Consider the following 23,231-nt stretch of genomic DNA (forward strand, 5'->3'; position numbering starts at 1 on the left):
CAGTGCGGCGACAGTTCACGCGGCACGTCGCCACGCAACTGACGAATCTGCCGATACAAGGCGTCGCGGATGCCTTCGAGTTCGAGCATGCCGCGTGCTTGCACGCGGTACTTGCCTTCGAAACCGAGGGACAGGCACAGGTACATCAGCTCCAGCATGGGCAGGTGCTTGACCGGGTTTTTCGACAGGCGATCCAGCAGCTGGAAGAATTTCTCGCCACCGAACGTTTCGTTGTGGAAGCTGCTGAGCAGGCTCATCTGCGACCACTCGCTTTCGTTGCCCCACGGCGTGGTCACGACGGCTTCGTCGACCACGGTGCAAAGTACGTAACGGGCGGCCATCACCTGGCTGCTTTCGGCGCCGTTGTGCAGGGCGCGCACTTCAAACAGCTTCAGCGCGGCGGTCAGTCGCGCGTTGAGCGCGTACATGTCTTCGCGGGTGTCGCTGTGCTTGAGGCGCACCACTTCCGACAACAGGTCGGAGGCGGCGGCCACCAGCGAATTGAGGCTGATGTTGAACGCCTCGGCCGGGCGCAGGCGCGCGGCGTAGATCATCCGTTCTTCGAGTTGTTCGAAACGCGGCGGTGCGGCGAAATCTGTCAGCGGACTTTGCGCCGGGCCGTGGCCCTGACGGTCGAGCAGGACGGTTTTATCGTCCTGGTTGTATTCCGTGTCCTTGATCATGTCGGTCAGTTCCTGATGGCCCAGAATTTCAGTTCAAGCTCGGCGAATTCGCCGGACACGTGGAACGCGAAACCGCCGGAGCGCTCGAGTTGTGCCAGGTCTTCGGAACTGAGTTCGAGAATGAAATAGGTTTTGTTGGAGTGGAACGCGATCTGCCGTGGGGCCACCGGCAGCGGTTTGACCTTGATGCCCGGCAAGTGCAGGTTGACCAGTTGGCGGATGCGCTCCACCGGACCGACCTTGAGGTGCGCCGGCAAGCGGTGGCGCAGTTCTTCGGAATCGCAGTTGGCACTGGCCGCGAGCACGAACGAGGCCGAGCCCAGCAGTTTGTGGTCGTGCAACGGCGAAACGATGATCCCGTACTGCCGCGCTTGCAGGACCAGTTCGATGGCGTGCTGTTCGAGCACCATCGACAGCACCTGACGAATCGCTTCCATCAATTTGCGGAAGCTCGCGCCCTGGTCGCTGTGCTGGTAGCGGCTGTCCAGACGCGGGCGTTTGCTGTCGCTGGAGAACGTCGCCAGGTCACCGAGCATGGTCAGCAGCGTGCGGTACAACTCTTCCGGGTGCACCTGTTCCAGGCCGAGGTAGTGACGCAGCAGCAGTTCGGTGCGGTTGATCAATTGCAGCATCATGAAGTCGCCGACTTCCGCGCCACCGACCTTGCCGTTGGAACGGATGCGCTCGGCGATGGTGTCGCCACGGTGACCGAGCATGCTGATCACTTCTTTGAGGCACGACAGCAGGTAGCTGGAGGAATGCGCCTGAAGGAAGGTCGGCACGAAGTCCGGGTCGAGGCTGATCACGCCGTCGGGCGTGGTGTCGAGTACTTCGCAGATCTTCAGCTTCACGTACGCCTGATCGCTCTGCTGCTCGCCGAGCAACAGCTTGAAGTCCGGACGACCGCAGCTGACCTGGCTGGCGGAATCGTCGCCGGCGTTGGAGTCGGCCACTTCGGCTTCGTACGCGGTGTAGCGCGCCAGTACGTCGGATTGTTCCGGACGACGGGACTCGATGTGGTTGCCAGTCACCAGCGGCAGCGCCAGGTAAATCGGCGTGTTGCCGGTGTTCGGCGGCACGTCGAGCGCCAGCGGCTCGGTGTTGCCACCGAGCTCGAACAGGCTGCCGTCCGGCAGGATCCCCGAGGCCTGGCTGATCACCAGTTTGCCCATGTTGAGGAACTGCAAGTCGATGTCCAGGTTGAGGAAGCCCCAGGTGTAGCTGCCCAGCAACTGGGTGCGGGTCTTCATCTGGTGGTCGTAGTAGCGATCGTTGTGCTGGAAGTGCTGCGGACGCAGCAGCATGCCTTCCTGCCAAATGACTTTATGGGAGTTCATGATCAGTCATCCGCCTTGGCGAGCGTTTCGTTGCTGTTGCGGATACCGGCCTGATCGAGGGTCAGGTCGGCGTCGGTGACTTCCACCGGAGTGATTTGCACGGTGTAGCGCCATTTGGTTTCCGGCAGGTCGCGGTAAGCGGCGAGGATGCCGACATAGCGGCTGCCCTCCTCCACGCTGAGTTTCATCTCGATAGTTTCACCCGGGCGCAGCTCGATTTCTTCGCTGGCCACCAGGTCCGGGGCCAGGGATTCCTTGGCGCGCTCGTACAGACTGAAGAAGTCGGCATTCTCGAATGTGACCGGGTGCTTGAGTTCGAACAGGCGCACCACGATCGGCGACGGACGCCCGTTGAGGTCCGGGTTCAACTGATCGCTGCCGGTGAGCTTCAGGTTGAGTTTGGTGACGTGGGAATACGGCGACAGCGACGAGCAGCCGGCCAGCAGCACCAGGGCAGCCAGCGCCGTCAGCGTCTTGAAAAAAGCGGTCGAGCAGCGAGACATGCGCATCATCCTTGGTGGTCGGTGTGAAGGGTGGAAATCAGGCGAATCTGTTCTTCGTAGGCCTGGGCGAAATCGCGGGCCAGCAGGCGCTCGCTCCAGTCGTCGTCCTGACGCAGGGCCTGGTGATAGCGACCGTAAGCTCTCCAGCGACTGCCCGAGGTGGCCAGCAGCGGCTTGTTGTCGCGCTCGAAACGCAGGGTCAATTGCTGTGGCGAGAAGTGCTCCAGCGTGCCGCGCACGGCGGCGCGGCTGGCGGTCAGCAGCGCCACCTGATGCGCCTGCAAATCGCGGAACGCACGGGAGACCGCTTGCTCGGCCGGCAGTTGGCCCGGCTTGTTCGGCTGCAACAAAATGCTCAGCGCTTCACCGGCATCGACGGCGAATTTCAACGGGTTTTTGTGGGTGCCTTGCACGGTGGTCTGGGCCAGGCGCAATTCGTTTTTCAGTTCGCTGCGGGTGCGCAGGCTCTGCTGCAAACCGCCGACGCTTTGCTTGAGCAGGCGTGCCGCATTCAGCGCCAACGCTTCGCGGGCGTCGTGGTCGAGGCCTTTGACGTCCACGCCCAGCGCGGCACCGAAATGCTCCCAGAAGCCTTCACTCTGACGCTCGATGGCTTTGGGCGCTGGCGCGGGAGCGGGTTCCGCCGGGGCGTTGATCAGCTCCGGGACCATCAGGCTTTCCATGTCGATACGCGCGTAGTCGGCGCGCTGACGGGTGTCCTCGATGGCGGTGCTCGGGGAAATCAGTTCGTCGATTTCCGAGTACACGCGCTCTTGCTGATCCAGCGCGTTCAACGGGTCGAGGTCGAGGAACGCATCGTCCGGAATGATGCTGCCGGCCGCTTGCGGACGACCGACTTCAACGTCGAAGGTCGCCGGGTCGCGTACCAGTCGCGCACGGATCTCGAAATCACCCAGCACGTAGACGCTGCCGTGTTCGATGCGCATCGCTTCGCCCTTGCGCAGGCGCGCGCCGCTTTCGCTGTCCGAAATGCCGTTACTGCTGGTGTCGGTCAGGAAAAACGTGCCTTCGCGGTAGCTGATCAACGCGTGGTGGTTGGACAGATGACGCTTGCGGTCCGGAATGATCCAGTCGCAATCCTCGCCCCGGCCAATCACGCCACCGGCCTGCTTGAAGGTCTTCTGGCACAAATCCGTGGGCACGAACTGCTTGGTGTTGAGCATTTCGAAAACCAGTTCCATGGTGATACTCCTTGCGGTCACTTGCCGCGATTGACCGCCTGCGGATCACCCAATGGGCGATAGGTGTTGTCGTTGAATTTGTAATTGCCGCTACAGCCGCCGAGGCCGCATAAAACGACGAGGGTCAGCAGGACGGCTTGCCAGTGACGAACAGGCATCAGAGGGTCTCCAGGGATAGACAAAGCACAAAGCGCCGACCCGTTTGGGCGGCGCTGTCAGAAGCGAATGAGGTTGATTGGAAGGCTCTAATCCAAGGCCTAGAGCCAATCAAAAGGGCAATGCTGAACCCCTGTGGCGAGGGGGCTCGCCCCCGTTGGGTCGCGAAGCGACCCCAAAACTGACTACCGGGTTTATTCAGGCAAACCGCGTGTGCCTGATTGCGACTGCTGCGCAGCCGAACGGGGTGGTGCGGCATTCCGACGAGCCCCCTCGCCACAGAAATCCCACTGGTCATAGAAATCCCACTGGGCACAGGTGGCATTTCAACAAGGGTGCGGAAATCGAGATCAGCCATCGAAGTCACCCAGGTTGATGTTCAGGCGCCCGAGGCGGTACAGCAGCGTGCGGCGCGGTAGCCCGAGTTCGCGGGCGGCGAGGGTCTGGTTGCCGTCGTTTTTGCGCAGGCAATCGAGCAGCAGACTGCGTTCGACCTGCTCCAGGCGTTCGCGAAGGTTCAGGCTGTTGTCTTCCGGCATGGCTTCCATGCGCAGGGAGAAATGCTCGGCCAGCAACTCGCCGCCCTCGCACAGCAGCACCGCGCGTTCGACCAGGCCTTTGAGTTCGCGCACATTGCCGGGGAAGGCGTAGCCGGACAGGTGATCCAGCGCCGCATCGGACCAGCGCACCGCGTCGCGCTGCAAAAACGAGCAGGCCTTGTCGGCGAAGTGCCGGGCCAGGTCGAGGATGTCACCATCGCGTTGGCGCAGGGCCGGCAACTCGATGGGGAATTGCGCGAGGCGGTAGTACAAGTCCTCACGGAACTTGCCTTCGCTGACCAGCACCGACAGGTCACGGTGCGTCGCGGCAATGATGCGCACGTCGATCTTGTGGGTGTCGTTGGAGCCCAGCGGCCGAATCTCGCCTTCCTGCAATACGCGCAACAGCTTGGCTTGCAGCGACAACGGCATGTCGCCGATTTCATCGAGCAACAGGGTGCCGCCGTTGGCCGCGTCGAACAGCCCGGCGCGGTCACGGTCGGCGCCGGTGAACGCACCTTTGCGGTAGCCGAACAATTCGCTTTCCAGCAGGTTTTCGGGGAACGCCGCGCAGTTCTGCACGATGAACGCCTGGGAGCGACGCGGCCCGCAGTCGTGAATCGCGCGCGCAACCACTTCCTTACCAGTGCCCGTCTCGCCGCGCAGCAACACGGTGTAGGGGCTGTGCAGGACTTTGCTGATCAGCAAATAGGTCTGACGCATCGCCGAGCTTTTGCCGATCAAACCATAACCGCTGGCGCTCGGAATGCTGACCGGCGCCGGCCGTGCATTGCCGGTTGGCTGCCGCAGACGTTGCAGCAAATGCAACTGGCCCAGTACGAACGAGCCCAGTTGCCCGAGCGAATCGGCGAAGCCTTGCAGGTCGACGTGGCGGCGACTGGCGCACAGCAGCAAGCCTTCGACCGACTTTTGCTGATTGACCAGCGGCACGCACAACAGCGATTGCCAAGGCGTGGCCTGCGGCGGCAGGAAACTGGTTTCGTGCAGGCTGCCGCTCAGCTCGCCGAGGCTCACCACGCGGTTCTGGCACAAGGCGAATTGCAGCAACTGTTCACCGTTGTAATCCGCCGGCAGGCTCGCCGCTTCCCGAGGTTGCAGAATGCCGTTGAGGCATTCGGCGTTCATTCCAAGGCAGGTGTGAGTCGCGTCCAGCAGGTACAGCTGCGTCAATTCACAACCGCTGAGCTCGGCCAACCCGCGCACGAAGTCACCCAGCAACGCAGCACCGTCCGCCGCGCGCGACAGGCTGGCGAATTGCGCCAGCAAGGCTTCGGCATACACCAGCGGCTGCGGCACTTGAGTGAACATCACACCCACCTCAGGCGAACTCGCAGGTCACGCTGGCGTTGCCGTCGAGCGTGGCGTGGACACGCTTGAGGTTTTCACCGGTGGCCATCGCATCGAGCAAGCGGTCGGCCACCAGCGGCAGTACGTGCAGGTCGAGCAAGTGATCGATCAAGCGCGCACCGCTGTCGCTTTGGGTGCAGCGTTCGGCCAGGTGGTCGACGAGGTCCTGGGCGTAAGTGAAATCCAGCTGACGACGGTTGAGACGCTCGCCCAGGCGACCGAGCTTGATCTCGATCAGCTCGCGCAGCACCGGACCGCCGACCGGGTAGTAAGGCACCACGCGCATCCGCGCCAGCAGCGCCGGTTTGAAGTGCTTGCTCAGCACCGGGCGGATGGTTTCTTCGAGCGCTTCGGCGGTGGGCCGCGCGCCGTTTTCGCAGAGTTCGCTGATACGGTCGCTGCCCAGGTTCGAGGTCATCAGGATCAACGTGTTGCGAAAATCGATCTCGCGCCCTTCGCCGTCGTTGGCCACGCCTTTGTCGAAGATTTGGTAGAACAGGTTGAGCACGTCCGGGTCGGCTTTTTCGACCTCATCGAGCAGCACCACGGAATACGGTTTCTGGCGCACGGCTTCGGTGAGCATGCCGCCCTCGCCGTAACCGACGTAACCCGGCGGCGCACCGATCAGGCGCGACACGGTGTGCTTCTCCTGGAACTCCGACATGTTGATGGTGGTGATGAAACGATCACCGCCGTACAGCAAATCTGCCAGGGCCAGCGCGGTTTCGGTCTTGCCGACACCGCTCGGGCCGACCAGCAGGAACACGCCGACCGGTGCGTCAGGCTTGTTGAGGCCGGCAGCGGTGGCGCGCATCGAGCGATCCAGGGCGTGAACGGCTTGTTCCTGACCACGGATGCGCGTGCGCAGGTCGGTGGCGAAACTCGCGACCTTGGCGTTGTGCTCGCGGGCCAGTTGCGCCAACGGCACGCCGGTCCAGGCGCTGATCACTTCGGCGACCAGACGCGGGCAGACTTCGAAGCTCACCAGACGCTCTTTGACTTGCAGGGCGGTCAGGGTCCGGTGCGTTTCGTTGAGTGCGGCTTCGAGGGTTTCAACACTGTGCGCTTCGTCCACTGGCAGCGTTTCAATCACAGTGCCTTCGGCGTCTTCTTTCACCGTGACGGTTGGCTCGGCAGCGGCGGCTTCACGGGCCTTGGCCAGTTGCTGACGCAAGTCCAGCAGACGTTCGGCGAGTTCTTTCTGTTCGGTCCAGAGGGTTTCCAGCGCGACGCTTTCGTCTTCAGCTTCTTCCAGACGCGCGTCCAACGCATCCAGCGCTTCGTGATCGATCAGCAAACCGGCTTCGGCATCTCGGCGCAGCGCCTGACGCTGGCGGCCACCTTCAGCCAGTTCGCCGCGCAGGCGTTCGAGGCTTTCCGGAGCGGCGGCGAGGCTGATGCGCACACGGGCGCAGGCCGTGTCGAGCACGTCGACGGCTTTGTCCGGCAGCTGCCGCCCAGCCAGGTAGCGCGCCGACAATTCGGCCGCCGCGACCACGGCGTCATCGCGCAAGTAGATGCCGTGGCTCTTTTCGTAAACCTGAGCCAGGCCACGCAGGATGGTCACCGCTTCGCTGACGGTCGGTTCGTGCAATTGCACAGGTTGGAAACGACGGGCCAGGGCCGGGTCTTTTTCGAAATATTTTTTGTACTCGGCCCAAGTGGTCGCCGCGATGGTGCGCAACTCGCCACGGGCCAGGGCTGGCTTGAGCAGGTTGGCCGCATCGGAACCGCCGGCATTGCCGCCCGCGCCGATCAGGGTGTGGGCTTCGTCGATGAACAGGATGATCGGTTTCGGCGAGGCTTTGACTTCGTCGATCACGCCTTTGAGGCGCCGTTCGAATTCGCCTTTGACGCTGGCGCCTGCTTGCAGCAAACCCATGTCCAGCGACAGCAGCTCGACGCCTTTGAGCACTTGCGGCACTTCACCGGCGGCAATGCGCGAGGCCAGGCCTTCGACGATGGCGGTTTTACCGACGCCCGCCTCGCCGACCACAATCGGGTTGTTCTTGCGGCGACGGGCGAGGATGTCGACCATCTGCCGGATCGCGCCATCGCGGCACAGCACCGGGTCGAGTTTGCCGTCGCGGGCCTGTTGGGTCAGGTTGTGGGTGAAGCGCTGCAACAGCGATTCGCCAGGCACGGCGGGTTTGCCGGTGGCGGGTTGTTCTTTCTGCGACAGGGCGAATTCTTTCAGGCGCTCGATGTTCAGCTTGGCCAGCAACGACTGATAACGGCTGCCGGCGTAGCGCATCGGGTTGCGCAGCAGCGCGAGAATCAACGCGGCTTGCTCGACCTGGCTCTGGCCCAGTTCCAAGTTGGCCACCAGCAACGCATCTTGCAGCCACTGCACCAGTTCCGGGGCGAACACCGGGTTGCGCGACGCGCTGTGTTCGACCCGCGATTGCAGGGCGGCGCTCAGCTCGCCGGCATCCACTTCGGCGTCTTGCAGCGCGCGTGCGAGCAAGCCTTGCGGGCGCTCCAGCAGGCCGAGCAGCAAGTCTTCGACGAGGATTTTGCTGCCGCCACGGGCGACGCAGCGTTCGGCAGAACTTTCCAGGTCACGACGGGTTTCGGCGTCCAGCGCCTGGATAAGTTGTTGCAGGTCTACGTTGATCATTGGTCATCTGTCCTTAATGAATTTTGCTGCCCAGGGTCACCACGCCGTCCGCTTTCTCGCGGCCGAGCCAACTGGTCCAGCCCAGGCGACAGGCGTTTTGCTCGCCGATGCGCAGTTCGCGGATTTCTTCCTGGCGCAGCACCAGGCGAATGTCGTAATCGAGCGGGTCACGCAGGGTGAACCGCACCAGCGCGCACAACGGCTGGTAGCCGAAACCGATCGGCAGGAATTCGTGAAAGCGTTGCCAGTCGAGTTCGCGAATGTGAATGCGGAATTTGCCGCTGCGGTCGCGTACGTGTTCGCCCAGCACCGCGTCTTCGCCGAGCTGGCTGTTGCCGCGGCCCAAACGATTGCGCTGCTCGTCGAGAATTTCCACGCGACGCTCGATGCACTGCTCGATGGTCAGTTCGGCGTGTTTGAAGTAGTAACGCAGCACCGCTTCGATCAACGCCGCCGAGTGCGCGCGCAAGCTGAGCAAACCGAGGTACGGCAGCAGGCGTTTCCAGTTCAGTTCCCGGGCCTTGCGGATCTCTTCGCCGCCGAGGCCGATCAAGGCAAACAACTGCGCCGAGAACGGGTCGAGGGCGCCACTCTCGAAACTGGCGCGGTAGCGATACTTGCGCCAGATCGGCAGCATCAGCCGTTGCAGACGATGGTGAAACAGGTCGAGGAAGTTGCGGGTCGGGTTACCGTCCTCGCTGTCGCCCAAGGCTTGTTCGCCGTAGAACGCCGGCAGCGGCGAGCCGGAACCGACCAGGCCAATCAGGTTGAAGCGCAGGCGCGCGCGCATCTGTCCGTGCTCGTGGAAAAACTCCACGCGATCGACGTCGCTGCCAGGAAACCCCAGGCTCGGGTTGGCCTGGAATTCCAGCTGGTCGTACAAATCGTCCTGGCTCAGTTCCGGGTGGGCCTCGCGCAGCCGGTCAACCACCAGCAGCACGGCCTGAAACAGCGAGTACTCGCGTATTCCTCGGGTCAGTCCGCTTAAAGAAGCGGCTGAAGGCCCATACGTGGTGTCCATTGGTACACCTCTCCCTGTGTGCTTTTTACCCGCAGCTCGTGGTACGAATTGAGACTGGCGTAAAGCGCGAAAAACTCGTTGAGAACCGAGGCGAAAACGAACAGGTCGCCCTCGCCGATATACCCTTCCGGGTCGATGGTCAGCTCGGTGCGCAAACCGCGTACCGGCAACCCTCGGTGCAGTCTGTCGACGTGCTGGTGCTTGATCGACTTGAGCCCGCCGAGCAGGCGTTTGCTGACTTTTTCAGCGTGCTGGTCGTAGTAGCGCGGCAGGTCGTAGGTTTCGAGAATCACCTTCAACGCATTGACGTCGGCCAGCGACAGGTAGTTGAGCGACATGTTGCTGATCAGCTTCCACAGGAAGTCACGATTCAGCGGCGGCGCGAAGCTTGAGGTGGCCGGGGTGATGTTGCGGAAACTGAGGAATTCCGGCGTGTCTTCGCAGGCCTGGCTGATGTCGCCGAGCTTGAGCTTGCGCGGCAGGTTCTGGTTGGTGCACATCAGCTCGATCGACAGGGTTTCGTGGGCTTCGGTATGACGAATGCCGAAGCTCAGGTAGGTGTCGAGGCCGTCGTGCAGCAGCGACGAACGCTGGCGGATGCTGTAATGCGGGCGGCTGTTGGGTACGTCGAAACTCGGGTCATGCTCGAACGATTCAAACGGCACGTACTCCTGATAACCGAGGCCGCCAGGCTTCCATCCCGTCACGGTTTCCACGGAGAACACGCCGCAGTTTTGCAGATCGAATTCGGCGGGCAGCAGCAGGTATTCGTCCTGCTTGCCGTCGAGGCGGATCGGCAACGCATCGTGCTTGAACAGGTTGACGATGGGCGTGCAGTACAGCTTCACGTTGTCCAGCGTCGGCCGCATGCGCATGATGCCGCTCTTGCGAATATCGAAGCGCAATTCGAGGCCGCGCATCTGCTTCAGCGTGTCTTCCGGCAGCGCTTTGAGCATGTCCAGGCCGTTGACGTCGACGAACAGGAATTTGTCCTGGAAGGCGAAATACTCCTGCAAATAGCGATAGCCACGGAAGGTGTTCAGCGGATACGGAATCAACGCTTCTTCTTCGGCGAACCCCACCGGCTGCACTCGGTCGCCGGGCATCTTGAACGCCATCGGCGTGCCGCTGACGCCGTTGATAGGTTTGCCGGCGCCGTCCAACGGGATCAATTCGATGCCTTCCAGATTGCGCAACAGGCTGAGGTAAAGCATCTGGCTGATATAACGCTCACCCGCGAAGTGCAGGCGCAGACGGCTCAACTCCAGCTCACCGAGGTGGCCGTCAGCGCTCATTTCCAGGCGCAGGCTCAACAGCGAACCATCGCCTTTCACCGAGTAATTCAGCGCGGCCAGGTCCAGCGGCAAAACTTCGGTCGGGTAGCAAGTGCGGAACCGGCAGCGCACGTCATCGACGGGCTTGCTCTCGACCGGCGTATCACGGTCAACCATCAACGCAGGCCCCGAACGCTTCAGCGGATCGAACTGCAAAATGCTGAACGCCGGCAGCGGCCGCATATAGTTGGGCCACAACAGGTGCATCAGCGAATGGCTGAGTTCGGGCAACTCGTCATCGAGCTTCTGCCGCAGGCGACCAGTCAGGAACGCAAAACCCTCCAGCAACCGCTCCACGTCCGGATCCCGCCCGGCCTGGCCGAGGAAAGGCGCCAACGCTGGACTACGTTCGGCGAAACGGCGGCCTAACTGGCGCAGTGCGGTGAGTTCGCTTTGGTAGTAGTGGTTAAAGGACACGGGTTACCTGCCTGGTATTGAATCTCATGAAAAAACTGTCCTGTAGAGCGCGACGGTCAGACCGGAAACCACGTAGCCGGCGATGAGCAGGTACGGCAGAAAAGCCAGCCAGCCCACCATCATTGGGAACCAGCCAAGGTTCCCCAACAGCACAAGCACCAGCCCACCGATCAACCACGGTGCGGCGTAAAACGGAATGAACGTCAGCGGCGCATACCAGACCCTCTTCAGGATCTGACGCTCGGTCAATGTGCTCAACACTCGCGTAGCCCACGTGGCAAACGCGAGGTAGGACGGGATGCCGAACCAGAGAACGTAGATCGTCAGGAATTGCTTCCAGTCTGTTGCCCCCGAGTGCCCCGTCGTCCAATCGAGAATCATCAGAACCACGAGCACGGCAATCGGAACCCAGAGGGCGGTCATCAGAAATCTGTGGCGGCCCGGACTGATCACTGGCACACATCCATAGCAACGCGACGGAGGAGCGCTTTCGGAATGTTCTGAACAGCCCACTTTTTCGAGTTCATGAACAGCAGCTATTCCGCCTTGGCCTTATCAGAAGCTAGAACTTTCCGTTGCTGGAGATAAATCACTCCCTCTCCAGAGAAAGCGATCACACTATTAGCAGTCAGTGGCTCGCTATTTTTTTCTCCAAACTTAAGCCAGCCTTCATCCCATAGCTCTCCGCTTTCATGTCGGACTTGCACAAAGTAATACGGAGGCTCCGATTTAGTGACCTCTATATATTGACCACCATCGGCACCGCCTCTCCAGTGAGCGTTAGGGAACTCACTCAGCACATGTGGCTTGTCTTTCGAAAAATCCATAAAAAACATCACCCCTACAGCTAACAATAAGGACAGCGCGCCAACTATCATTAAAAAGCGCTTTAACCACATCAATCTTTTATCTCCAGCGTATCGGTACTAAAGATGTAATCCAGGTCCGGCTTTGTTGCCTGAAAATCCTCCATATAGTCTTTCGGGACGACGGCAAAATAGGACCTTTTCGGCGCTCCGAGATTCAAGCTATCGACCAGATCAGCCACAAATGTCATGCAATTATGGTCTCTCAAGTCATAAGGCTCTCTTTCCATATTGAGGTTGTCTTTTTCTTTATTCTTCAGCCATTTCTCGGCTTCAGCGAAGGCCGTACCTCTGAGAACCACCCCAGATACGTTGCTCGACTGACCGTATGAGGCGGACATTTTTCTCAAGGTTTTTTTCAACGACAACTCGGTAATTGCCCCTCCCTTGATCGTGACATTAGGAACCGGACGAAGTCTGACGATCCCGGGAGGACCTGCACCTTCATAGCGACCATATTCCCCATACTTCGTCACACCGGTTTTCCCATCAATTATCAAAACACCAGCGTGCCCCAAATCCGAGAACTTATGACTGAACCCCATAAGATCCACATGAATCTTATAATCTGGAAACACAACGGGAATTACGAAGTCATGGTCACTAACCAAATAAATCTGAACCGGTGCAAGATCTTTTGCCGGGGTAGTCGCGACGGTCGTAACCTTTAGGGCTTGTGCCATCTCACTCCCCTCTAACTAGCCAATTTGGCCTAGCCGCAAAATGAACATTCTGAACTTGCGCTTTCGTCCCAAGAGTTTTAGAAAGCCCTGCATCATCAGTCACGCCATGAACCTCAGATCCATCTTCAAGAATGGCCGTGTACGGCACATTTTTTAGAGGCGTTCCAGATACGGGATCCATAAGTTGGACACGTACATTGAATCCAAAGATATCTAGTGGAATTGGCGGAACAAACGGCACCGCCGAATGCGAATTCCCAATAATCACCGTCCCGGACCCGGCAACAACCTTATTGCCGTGCGTCCCAACGGAATCCACAGTCGCCGCCGCTTTTCCATTAATCAAAACCGTCGTCGCCAACCCGCCGACCATCGCGCCACCACACGCCGAGGCATCGCCTTGGCGGGCGGCCGCGAGGCCGTCGAAGAACACGTCGCCGGAACCGGCGGCGATCGGGTTGGTGCCGTGGCCGGGGAGCGGGCAAGCGGTGGGGTCGGATACACGTGCTGCGGGTTTGCCGGACATACGAATCTCCTTAGTTGACCTTCACTTGACCGCTGCCATCCAGGCGCGCGGCGAAACTGACCTGACGTTTGAAACCATCCACTTCCAGCAGGCCTTCGATGCTGAAGGACAGGCGAAGCTGATCGTGTTCACGCGGCAGGGAAATGACACGCACGTCGCTCAGGCGTGGCTCGTAGGCTTCGATGAAATTTTCGATGGCCAGACGGGCCTGACTCAGGGAGTCGTGCAGGCTCAGACGCATGTCATTGAGATCGGGTAGCCCGTAATCGGACAGCGTTTGCACGCTGCCCGCACGGGTGCTGAGCATCTTGGCCAGATGGGCAGCCACCGACGCCATGGCGGAAACCTCGCGGCTCCAGCCGACGCGTTTGTCCGCGTCGCCACCCAGGCGTTCGAAAAGGCTGCCGTATCCAGTCATGTCAGGCTCCGCTTACTCTTTGTCCAGCTTGCCAACCAGCGACAGGGTGAAATCGGCACCCATGTACTTGAAGTGCGGGCGCACGTTCAGGCTGACGCGGTACCAGCCAGGCTCGCCTTCGACATCGCTGACGATGACCTGGGCTGCGCGCAGTGGACGACGGCCACGGACTTCGGCGCTTGGGTTTTCCTGGTCGGCCACGTACTGGCGGATCCACTTGTTGAGTTCCAGCTCGAGGTCGGTACGTTCTTTCCACGAACCGAGTTGCTCGCGCTGCAGCACTTTCAAGTAGTGAGCCAGGCGGTTGACGATCATCATGTACGGCAGTTGAGTGCCGAGCTTGTAGTTCAGCTCTGCAGCCTTGCCTTCTGCGCTGATGCCGAAGAACTTCGGCTTCTGCACCGAGCTTGCGGAGAAGAACGCCGCGTTGTCGGAGCCTTTGCGCATGGTCAGGGAGATGAAGCCTTCCTCGGCCAGTTCGTATTCACGACGGTCGCTGACCAATACTTCGGTAGGAATCTTGGTTTCGATTTCGCCCATGCTTTCGAAGTGGTGCAACGGCAGGTCTTCCACCGCGCCACCGCTCTGCGGGCCGATGATGTTCGGGCACCAGCGGAATTTGGCGAAACTGTCGGTCAGCTTGGTGCCGAACGCGTAGGCGGTGTTGCCCCACAGGTAGTGCTCGTGGCTGTTGGCGACGGTCTCTTTGTACACGAACGATTTGACCGGGTTTTCTTCCGGGTCGTACGGGTTACGCAGCAGGAAACGCGGCACGGTCAGGCCAACGTAGCGGGAGTCTTCCGACTGGCGGAAGCTCTGCCATTTGGCGAATTGCGGGCCTTCGAAGTGATCTTTCAGATCCTTCAGGTCCGGCAGGCCGGTGAAGCTTTCCAGGCCGAAGAATTTCGGGCCGGCGGCCGCGATGAACGGCGCGTGGGACATGCACGCAACGCTGGACACGTACTGCATCAGTTTCACGTCCGGCGAGCTTGGGGACATGAAGTAGTTGGCGATGATCGCGCCCACCGGCTGACCACCGAACTGACCGTATTCAGCGGTGTAGATGTGCTTGTACAGGCCAGCCTGCATCACTTCCGGCGAATCTTCGAAGTCGTCCAGCAGGTCTTCTTTGGAGACGTTGAGGATTTCGATCTTGATGTTTTCGCGGAAGTTGGTGCGGTCGACCAGCAACTGCAGGCCGCGCCACGACGACTCCATGGACTGGAAGGCCGGGTGGTGCAGAAGCTCGTCCATCTGGCGGCTGAGCTTGGCATCGATCTCGGCGATCATGCGGTCAACCATGGCTTTCTTGACCGGCTCACCGCTGTTCTGCGGCTTGAGCAGCTCTTCGATGAAGGCCGACACACCGCGCTTGGCGATGTCGTAGGCTTCGTCGTCCGGCGTCAGGCGGGTTTCGGCGATGATGCTGTCGAGAATGCTGTATTCGCCGTTCTCTTTGCTCTTTTGCTGTGCTGCGCTAGTGCTCATTGTCTTGGCTTCCTTGGCTGATGGGGGCTCAGGCGTCCTGGGCTGCGGCGTTCAGGCCCAGCTCACCCAGTACGCGACCGCGGGATTCGTCGTCGGCGAGTACGCCTTCGATGGCTTTGCGGAACGCAGGCGCGTTACCCAGCGGGCCTTTGAGGGCCACCAGCGCGTCGCGCAGTTCCATCAGTTTTTTCAGCTCCGGCACTTGCTCGACCAGGCTGGCCGGGTTGAAGTCCTTCATCGAGTTGACGCGCAGTTTCACGGCCAGTTCTTCAGTGTCGCTTCCTTCCTGAAGACGGTTCGGTACGCTCAGTGTCAGGCTCAGCTCTTGCTTGGCCAGCACTTCGTCAAAGGTCATTTTGTCGATGCTGATCGGCTTGCGATCTTCGACTTTGCGTTCGTCCTTGCGGTGGGTGTAGTCACCGATTGCCAGTAGTTTCAACGGCAGTTCGATCTCTTCCTGGGCACCACCGGTGGCAGGTTTGAAAGTGACGTTGATGCGTTCCTTGGGGGCTACCGAGCCTTCTTTGGCCATGGCTTTTCTCCTTGCGGTTGTGGCCCGGGGGCCTATTCGAGTACCACTTCGAGATCGAGGTGGCACAGCCTGCGATAAATCTCTTCCTTGCGTTCACGTACGGCATGGTTCTGCGGTAACAACTCGCAGCAGCTATGCAGCAAATGCAGCACTTCCAGCGCAAGATCGGGCTCCCAGGCGTTCAGGCCTGAGTCCTGTAATGTTTGGTCGAGGGTTTCGAGTTGGGTCTTGGCCAGTTCGTATTTCTTGGCCATGAAGCACAGCCGCGCGAGGGCGAACTGCCAGAAGAATCGAACGCGTCCGCCCTGGGCGGCTTGCAAGCCTTGCTTGAGGATTTGCACGGCAGCCTTGAGGCCGTCCTTGCGCAAAATCGGCAGGACTTGTTCCAGTGCCAGCTCCCAGGCTGGCTGGGTGTCGGCGACTTCGACCTTGCGCGGCGCGCTGGCGCTTTGCAGATGCGGCATGACACTGGCGCTGACCCAGGCGCGAGTGGCCGGGTCGGCGAACGGCGCGCCATCGTGAAAACGCAATTCGATGATGCCGGGCAGGCGCTGAATCAAAAGCGCGAAATGGATTTCCACTTCGCGCATTGCCATCTCGGCGTTCAGCCCCTGAAGACATTCCCAGACCATTCGCTGGCCATCGAACCAGAACGGCGCCTTCGCCAGGCTTGCCTCCAGTTCCACCAGCAAGTCCGCGTATTTGGCCTGGTCGTAACGCTCCTGATAGGCCTTGAGCTTGTCGGCCGGCAAACCGCGCAACACGGTGATTTGTTCAGCGTTGCGTTCCGGCACCGCGTCGATGGGCAACCACAGCAGTGTGCGATTGAGGCGCAAGGCGCGTAGATCGGTGGCTTTCTGCTTGAGCCACCAGGCACACAAAGGCCGCGCGCTTTCCTGCTGGGCGCGCAGGGCTTTGTGGGCTTCTTTTTCGTTATCGATCGGTGCGCCGGGGGTGAACAATTGCGTGGCGGCTTGCTTGACCTGGGCTACCGCGGCGCCGACTACGCCGGGTTCGGGTTCATTGTCGGCGGCACGTTGCACCATGCTTTTCAGGCGGCGGCAGATCGGCAGCAACAACGGCGCATCGTCGCCCAGGTGCTCGGTGCACGCGGCATCGAGACCTTCAAGGTGCTCGACCAGGCGCCGGAACATTGGCAATTGTTCTTTGATCGCGATTTTTTCGGTCAGCACCTGCTCCAGACGCGGCACCAGCCAACCGATCGCGGCGGAGCGGGTACGGGCCTTGGCGGGGTGAACTTCAGCCCAATGGTTTTCCGACAAGTGGTGCAGCAAACCGAGGCCGGCCAGCAGCCCCTGGAAGGATTCGCGCTGGTACAAAGCCCAGGTCAACCAGGCGCCGACGCGCAAATCCTTGGACTGCGTGCGCAGCAGGTTTTCGCTGTTTTCACGGATTTTGAGCCAGTCGATCTGACCGCTTTCATGCATGGACGAGGCTTTCGCCAGCTCGCTTTCCAGCGCCTCATACTCGCTCGAAAAACGAACGTCCTCGCCCGCAAAATTCTCTTTGGAAACAGAGGCTTTTGCGAGATCGAGGTAATGAGCAGAAAGTTTGCTTGAGTAGGACATCCATGGCCTTTATTTAGGATTACGGTCATACGCCCAATGAAGATTTCAGGGGCGGGGACAGTATCAAAGAGCTACGAAAAATCTCATCCAATTGAGTTCGTGCTCTTTCAAGTGGGCGCATCGTAATCACAATGATGGCCACTAGCAAGCATCCGATTAAACAACAAGACGAAGCGTTGTTTATTGCCTGTAGGTGATCTCCCTACATGCGTAAGGGGATTCCCTGATATCGCTTTAATATTTACCCAGGCCTGTGAAAGGCCTTGAACCATTGATCCAGAGCCTCTGATGAAACATTCAGCAAAAGGTGCTCAGCACCTTTTCTCCGGGGGTGTGCAGCATGCCAACATTAAAAAGGAATGAATGTAGGATCTGTCCGAAAAATGGCCGGCACCTGTGAACGGAACGAAGCGTGACAACACAGAATTAATAAAGTGCCATTGAAATGACAGCACTGTTAATTCAGCTCATTCACAACATTTGGCAATTCATCGGGCAATTGTATGAACTTCGCATCCAATTGCTACGCAACATTCTGAAATCAAGAAATGTCCTTCTGGACTCTCGGCCCGGTCCTACATAAACACTTTTATTGCCTTGGTACGGTGCCAGGCCTGGAAGCGTTTCCATCCTGGATACAGTCTGGATTTCGCGATTTTCTCCCCCTGCGCTTAAGGACGAGCGACGAACAAGCAAAAGGACAAGCGCATGCTCGCACCCGTCGATGCTGTCAATTTCACGCTAGAGATCCCATCGGTCCGCAATGATTTCAAGGTGCTGTCGTTTGAAGGCACCGAAACGATCAGTGCCTTGTATTCAATTCACGTTGATCTGGTCAGTGAAGATCCCGACATCGAACTGGAGAGTCTTCTTCTCCAACCTGCATTTCTTAAATTCGGCCTTAACGGCGAGGGTATTCACGGACACATCGACGGGGTGTCTGTAGGTGATCCTGGCAAACGCCTGACCCGCTACCGAGTGAGCCTGGTGCCGGCGCTGCATTACCTGCAATTCAGCCAGGATCAGCGGATCTTTCAGAATCGGACGGTGCCGCAGATCATCGCTCAAGTCCTCAAGGAGCACGGCATTCACGCCGATGCATTCACCTTCCACGTCAAGGCAAATCCCCCGCGCGAATACTGCACTCAATACCGGGAAAACGATTTGGAGTTCGTCCAGCGCCTGTGCGCCGAGGACGGTATAGCGTGGCATCACCAGCATTCCCGCGATGGACATCTGTTGGTGTTCACTGACGACCAGACCTACTTCCCCAAACTGGACGAAACCCCGTATCAACAAGACTCGAGCATGGTGGCCGAGCATCCGGTCGTCAGCCAGTTTTCCATGGGTTTTCAAACCCGCCCCAGCGTCGTTACCCGCCGTCACTACGACCTGAAACGCCCGAACGCGCTGCTGGAAAGTCGCTTTACTGCCGAGTTCGACCCCAAGCTCGAAGACTACAGCTACCCGCTGTTATTCGAGAGCGAGAAGCGCGGCAAAGAACTTGCCCGGCAGGCACTGGAACGGCACCGGGTCGATTACCAGTTGGCGGAAGGTAAAAGCGATCAGCCGGCGCTGCGCAGCGGCCATTTTTTCGGCCTGACCAAATGCCCACAAGAAAAGCACAACGATCTATGGCTACTGCTGAGTGTTACCCACACCGGGAAAAGCCCCCAGGTGCTCGAAGAGTCGGCCACTGCCGCGACTGAGTCTGCGGACGGTTTTACCCAAGGCTACCGAAACAGCTTCAGTGCGATTCCGTGGGACGTGTTTTATCGGCCACCGATGACTGCACCAAGATCCACGCTGAGTTGCCAGACCGCTCGCGTCACCGGGCCTGTCGGCGAAGAGATTTATTGCGACGAATACGGTCGCGTGAAAGTCAGTTTTTTCTGGGACCGGTCTGATCGCAACTATGAAAACAGCAGTTGCTGGCTCCGGGTAGCGTCCAGTTGGGCGGGCGACAACTTCGGCACGGTGATCATTCCGCGTATCGGGACGGAAGTCCTCGTCACCTACCTCGAAGGCAATCCCGATAATCCGTTGATCACCGGTTGCCTGATCAACAAGGTCACGCCGCCGCCTTATCCATTGCCTGAAAACAAGACCAAAACAGTGCTTCGCAGCCACAGCTCCCCCAGCACGGGTGGCTACAACGAGCTGTCGATGGAAGATCGCGCTGGCGATGAGCTGCTCCACCTGCGTGCTCAGCGGGATATGGAGCAGAAGGTTGGAAATGACAGCCGGCTGGAAGTGGGCAATGAGAGTCGAGTCACCGTCAAGGGCGACCGTATTACGGTGCTGGGATCTGCAGAGCACCTCACCATAACGTCGGATCAAAAGATCCAGGTGAGCGGCAACAACTTCCTGCATGTCTCTGGCGACAGCCACACAAGATCCGATGAAACGCTGGTTATCGAATCCGGTCAGCAGGTGCACATCAAGGCGGGTACACACCTTGTGATAGATGGCGGTGAGAGCCTTTCTATCAAAGTTGGCGATCAACACATCGTGCTCAACGCCGACGGTATTTTCAGTAGCAGCGCGATTGGTGTCGGGGGTGCTCCGGTGCCGGGTACGCCGGCGCATACCTTGTTGCAGGGGGCAGCGGCGGGCTTGTTGATATCCGTCGCGCCCGAGCCTTCTCCGGCGGAAGCGAATGACTCTAGTGAGCTGGAGGAAGAAGAGGAGGAAGTCGAAGACGAAGGCATTACGTTACGAATCGGCGTGTTTTTTGATGGCACCGGAAATAACCGCTCCAACAGTGAAATGGTCGCCGGGTGTTATGCGCGGGATGTGAATCTGCTGGAAGAGGCGGAGGATATTCAGCAGTTTTGTCAGGCGCATGGGTACGACGGTCAGGGGAACATGCCGGACAGCAGTTTTGGGAATGACACGAGTAATGTGGCGAAGCTTTATGGCCTGTACGCCGATGATAGTGAGCGGTTATTGGCTGCTGACGAAACCGTTGGCTACATCCCCGTTTATCTGGATGGCATCGGTACTAGCAGTAGTAAAGGGGACTCAACTTTTTCGCAGGCAACCGGCGTAGGTGCCCATGGCGTGCTGGCGAGAGTTGAGCAAAGTCCTTCACTCATAAATAAAAAGCTTCGGCGGTTTCAGTTGATCAACTTTGAACGGGAAATTGAGCGAGTAGAGTTCGATATTTTTGGCTTCAGTCGAGGCGCCGCCGCGGCTCGGCACTTCGCGAATGAAGTCATGAAGGGTAGCCAAAGTATTCTGGCGTCGGCCCTGAAGGATGCTCCGGGTTTTGTTGAGGGATTCAACTGGCGCGCGAATACAGATGTCTCCATCAACTTCATCGGCATCTTCGACACCGCTGCCGCCGTAGCAGGCATAGCCGACGGCGACCTTAGCGTCCACGACGGCAACAACCCCGGCGTCAATCTGTGTCTGACGCCCGATATCGCAAAAAAAATCGTGCACCTGGTGGCACGAGACGAGCGACGCCACAACTTCTCGCTCAACAGCGCCGGCTCTGCCGATATCGTGCTGCCCGGCGTTCACTCTGACCTGGGCGGTGGGTATCTGCCGAACGTCATTGAACGCGTTCTGCTTAGCAAGCCGCGCTGTAGCCGCGACGAAGATCTTTACGTGCCGGCTGCAGCGTCAACCGCCTATCGCTGGGCTCACCAAGAACTGGGGCCGCTTCAGGATCAGCTCAATCTGTACGGGCTTGCACTGGACGTGAAAACCTGGGCGGTGGAGACGACCAGCAGCGCAAAAGGCGACAGATCCAAATCGAAAAATGTCTATGCAGCGGTCCGCAGCGAAAGGATTGTGCGCAACGATCTGGCGTTGGTTTACCTGCGAATCATGCGCGAGCTGGCAGCAAGAAATGATGTGCCTTTTCGCCTGATCAACGATAAAGATCCAAAGTTAGTCTTACCCGACGAACTCCATGACATCGCGAAAAAACTGATGGCCTTTGCGCTGGGCGAAACTCGTGTTGTGGGCTTGAGCGTAATCGAGGAGGAGTTGCTCTATCAGCGCTACATCCATCTGTCTGCCAACTGGAATGCTGCCAAGGGCTGGAACAACAGCGATCTGAACATCGTGTTTATCAATCGACCTGCCGAAAACTATAAACGCGTGGTGCATCCCAATGCGTAAGCGCTCATCCCCCCTTAAGACCGGCTTTGCGCTGCTGCTATTCGGGTTGTTGGGAGGATGTGCCTCTGTCAAAAGCAAATCACTCCCTTATGACGCGTGGAGCCTTGATTTTTTTGCGCCCGACTATATGGAGGTCTGGATCGAAACCGCGGATGTCGTTGATATCAATGGGCGGGTGTTCCGCGGCGCGGGCGGCGGCATACCGGCTATGGGGTATCCACGCGCGATGAGCAAAGGCGTGCCGTCTGAGTTCAGAGGCAAGCCAGCGGGATGGCACGAAAATCCAGGAGGAAAGGGTCGGTATGTAACGGGAGCTGATCTACCCCGACTGGTGTACGTACGCTGGCAATCCATGGCCGAACCACAAACCTATGAAGCCTACATCGAGATTACCGAATCAGTCAGACAGCTAATGCGCAAGCGCGAAGAAGTGTTTTGCGCATTTGACGGTAAGGTCATAACGGACTATCGAGAATTGCTAGTCGTAGGCCTGGCGCCAGGAGGCATCGCCAAAGTCTGGGTAGAAGGACCCTGTCTGACGGCGATCGAAGCCACCCGAGTCCAAGGCACGATCAATCCCGAAGGCCCCTACGGGGGCAGGTCCAATGGAAAACATCGGCCGCTTTTAGAAGAATCGAAAGCCTACATCGACAAGTTCGGCATCCCCTACGGTTCCTGGTAACAAAAGTCACGGCTTCACCCCCAAGTAACAGTGCCATTCCGGCACTTAACTTCTGCAAGGAGCAAACCCATGGCAACACCAGCGTACATGTCCGTCATCGGCGAAAAACAAGGACTGATCACTGCCGGCGCCTTCACCGCCGACTCGGTGGGCAACACCTACCAGGAGGGTCATGAAGATCAGGTCATGGTTCAGGCATTCAGCCATGACGTGATCATCCCGCGGGACCCGCAATCCGGTCAGCCCACCGGCCAGCGCATTCACAAACCCGTGGTGGTTACCAAGGTCTACGACAAGGCTTCGCCGCTGCTGCAAGCGGCGTTGACCTCTGGCGAGCGCATGAGCGAAATCGTTGTCCAGTGGTTTCGCACGTCGGCCCAAGGCACCCAGGAGCACTACTACACCACCAAACTGGAAGACGCGATCATCGTTGCCATCAACAACACCATGCACAACTGCCAGGACCCGTCGAACTCGCACTTCACGCACCTGGAAGAAGTGCAATTCACCTACCGCAAAATCACCTGGACCCACGAAATATCCGGTACTTCCGGCTCCGATGACTGGCGTACCCCGGTGACCGGCTAAATAGCCACTCGGCACATTTCGACCAGCCACAAAAAATGGGCACCCGATCAATCGGCGTGCCCATTTTTTATACGGTTCTCCCCGTGGTTCAGGGAGTTCGCCGCAATTAAGGATTAACGCTATCTTTCAACGATTTACCTGGCTTGAACGCAACAGTGTTGCTGGCCTTGATTTTGACGGGCTCACCGGTTTGCGGGTTTTTGCCGGTGCGGGCACCGCGATGGCGTTGCAGGAAGGTACCGAAGCCCACCAGCGTGACGCTGTCTTTGCGGTGCAGGGCGCCGGTAATTTCTTCGAGAACGGCGTTGAGAACGCGGTTGGCCTGCTCTTTGGTGAGGTCTGCTTTTTCAGCGATTGCAGCGGCGAGATCTGGTTTACGCATTAGTGAAGCCCCTTTGACGGTTTTTTGTTGTTATGTCCGTGCTGTTCTCATTGGAACAGCGCCCAAAGCGCCGCAGGTGCTCTACTCTGCGGCAGACGGGAGTGAGAATGGCACGCACGCGAGAGCCGCGCCAGTCTCGGCGCAACCTTTGTGGGGGCAAAAC

At 59.0% G+C, this 23,231-nt stretch carries 21 protein-coding genes; 3 read left to right on the top strand and 18 right to left on the bottom strand.

What is annotated here, in order from left to right:
* From icmH to tssA, 17 genes are all read right to left on the bottom strand, one after another.
* Positions 1-683, bottom strand: a 683-nt coding sequence (icmH, locus tag ACQKP4_RS17660; protein WP_427634943.1) for a type IVB secretion system protein IcmH/DotU, incomplete at its 3' end; no start/stop codon positions are given.
* Between the two features lie 5 nt (positions 684-688).
* Complete coding sequence (gene tssK / locus ACQKP4_RS17665) at positions 689-2,020, bottom strand: type VI secretion system baseplate subunit TssK (protein ID WP_427634944.1); 1,332 nt, start codon at positions 2,018-2,020, stop codon at positions 689-691.
* Positions 2,021-2,022: 2 nt separating this feature from the next.
* Entirely contained in the window at positions 2,023-2,523 is a 501-nt protein-coding gene (gene tssJ, locus ACQKP4_RS17670) for a type VI secretion system lipoprotein TssJ (RefSeq protein WP_427634945.1), read from the bottom strand.
* 5 nt (positions 2,524-2,528) lie between these two features.
* Complete coding sequence (tagH, locus tag ACQKP4_RS17675) at positions 2,529-3,725, bottom strand: type VI secretion system-associated FHA domain protein TagH (RefSeq protein ID WP_427634946.1); 1,197 nt, start codon at positions 3,723-3,725, stop codon at positions 2,529-2,531.
* 17 nt (positions 3,726-3,742) lie between these two features.
* Positions 3,743-3,883, bottom strand: coding sequence for a type VI secretion protein (locus tag ACQKP4_RS17680; protein ID WP_092276060.1), 141 nt, complete (start codon positions 3,881-3,883; stop codon positions 3,743-3,745).
* A 348-nt stretch (positions 3,884-4,231) separates the two neighbouring features.
* The gene (locus ACQKP4_RS17685; protein WP_427634947.1) at positions 4,232-5,749 is read right to left on the bottom strand and encodes a sigma-54 interaction domain-containing protein; all 1,518 of its coding nucleotides are present in this window, start codon (positions 5,747-5,749) and stop codon (positions 4,232-4,234) included.
* A 10-nt stretch (positions 5,750-5,759) separates the two neighbouring features.
* Complete coding sequence (gene tssH / locus ACQKP4_RS17690; protein ID WP_427634948.1) at positions 5,760-8,408, bottom strand: type VI secretion system ATPase TssH; 2,649 nt, start codon at positions 8,406-8,408, stop codon at positions 5,760-5,762.
* A gap of 13 nt (positions 8,409-8,421) precedes the next feature.
* The gene (gene tssG, locus ACQKP4_RS17695; protein WP_427634949.1) at positions 8,422-9,429 is read right to left on the bottom strand and encodes a type VI secretion system baseplate subunit TssG; all 1,008 of its coding nucleotides are present in this window, start codon (positions 9,427-9,429) and stop codon (positions 8,422-8,424) included.
* Positions 9,393-11,180, bottom strand: coding sequence for a type VI secretion system baseplate subunit TssF (tssF, locus tag ACQKP4_RS17700; protein WP_427634950.1), 1,788 nt, complete (start codon positions 11,178-11,180; stop codon positions 9,393-9,395). The genes tssG and tssF overlap by 37 nt, the downstream gene beginning before the upstream one ends.
* Before the next feature lie 24 nt (positions 11,181-11,204).
* Positions 11,205-11,603 carry a hypothetical protein gene (locus ACQKP4_RS17705; RefSeq protein ID WP_427634951.1) on the bottom strand — a complete coding sequence of 133 codons (399 nt, stop codon included), beginning with the start codon at positions 11,601-11,603 and terminating at the stop codon, positions 11,205-11,207.
* 113 nt (positions 11,604-11,716) lie between these two features.
* Positions 11,717-12,079 carry a hypothetical protein gene (locus tag ACQKP4_RS17710; RefSeq protein ID WP_427634952.1) on the bottom strand — a complete coding sequence of 121 codons (363 nt, stop codon included), beginning with the start codon at positions 12,077-12,079 and terminating at the stop codon, positions 11,717-11,719.
* Complete coding sequence (locus ACQKP4_RS17715) at positions 12,079-12,729, bottom strand: hypothetical protein (protein ID WP_427634953.1); 651 nt, start codon at positions 12,727-12,729, stop codon at positions 12,079-12,081. Before ACQKP4_RS17715 ends, ACQKP4_RS17710 begins: the two co-directional genes overlap by 1 nt.
* 1 nt (position 12,730) lies before the next feature.
* Positions 12,731-13,255: a PAAR domain-containing protein gene (locus ACQKP4_RS17720; protein ID WP_427634954.1), complete on the bottom strand. Its 525-nt coding sequence runs from the start codon at positions 13,253-13,255 to the stop codon at positions 12,731-12,733.
* Between the two features lie 10 nt (positions 13,256-13,265).
* A complete protein-coding gene (tssE, locus tag ACQKP4_RS17725; protein ID WP_427634955.1) occupies positions 13,266-13,673 on the bottom strand; it encodes a type VI secretion system baseplate subunit TssE in 408 nt (135 codons plus the stop codon).
* 12 nt (positions 13,674-13,685) lie between these two features.
* On the bottom strand, positions 13,686-15,161 hold the full coding sequence (tssC, locus tag ACQKP4_RS17730; RefSeq protein WP_427634956.1) for a type VI secretion system contractile sheath large subunit: 1,476 nt from the start codon (positions 15,159-15,161) through the stop codon (positions 13,686-13,688).
* Positions 15,162-15,189: 28 nt separating this feature from the next.
* The gene (tssB, locus tag ACQKP4_RS17735) at positions 15,190-15,693 is read right to left on the bottom strand and encodes a type VI secretion system contractile sheath small subunit (protein WP_427634957.1); all 504 of its coding nucleotides are present in this window, start codon (positions 15,691-15,693) and stop codon (positions 15,190-15,192) included.
* Between the two features lie 32 nt (positions 15,694-15,725).
* The gene (gene tssA / locus ACQKP4_RS17740) at positions 15,726-17,282 is read right to left on the bottom strand and encodes a type VI secretion system protein TssA (RefSeq protein WP_427634958.1); all 1,557 of its coding nucleotides are present in this window, start codon (positions 17,280-17,282) and stop codon (positions 15,726-15,728) included.
* A 708-nt stretch (positions 17,283-17,990) separates the two neighbouring features.
* Between tssA and tssI the strand changes: the two genes are divergently transcribed.
* The 3 genes from tssI to ACQKP4_RS17755 all read left to right on the top strand — a co-directional run bounded on the left by tssI (position 17,991) and on the right by ACQKP4_RS17755 (position 22,686).
* Positions 17,991-21,416: a type VI secretion system tip protein TssI/VgrG gene (gene tssI / locus ACQKP4_RS17745; protein WP_427634959.1), complete on the top strand. Its 3,426-nt coding sequence runs from the start codon at positions 17,991-17,993 to the stop codon at positions 21,414-21,416.
* Positions 21,409-22,098 (top strand): DUF2931 family protein, encoded by a 690-nt coding sequence (locus ACQKP4_RS17750; protein WP_427634960.1) that lies wholly within the window; start codon positions 21,409-21,411, stop codon positions 22,096-22,098. The genes tssI and ACQKP4_RS17750 overlap by 8 nt, the downstream gene beginning before the upstream one ends.
* A 69-nt stretch (positions 22,099-22,167) precedes the next feature.
* Positions 22,168-22,686: an Hcp family type VI secretion system effector gene (locus tag ACQKP4_RS17755; RefSeq protein WP_427634961.1), complete on the top strand. Its 519-nt coding sequence runs from the start codon at positions 22,168-22,170 to the stop codon at positions 22,684-22,686.
* A gap of 106 nt (positions 22,687-22,792) precedes the next feature.
* Here ACQKP4_RS17755 and ACQKP4_RS17760 read toward each other — a convergent pair whose 3' ends face one another.
* Positions 22,793-23,068, bottom strand: a complete 276-nt coding sequence (locus ACQKP4_RS17760) for an HU family DNA-binding protein (protein WP_003195589.1) — start codon at positions 23,066-23,068, stop codon at positions 22,793-22,795.
* Positions 23,069-23,231 lie beyond the last annotated feature (163 nt).

It is taken from the genome of Pseudomonas sp. NPDC086278 (assembly GCF_050280905.1).
GTDB lineage: Bacteria > Pseudomonadota > Gammaproteobacteria > Pseudomonadales > Pseudomonadaceae > Aquipseudomonas.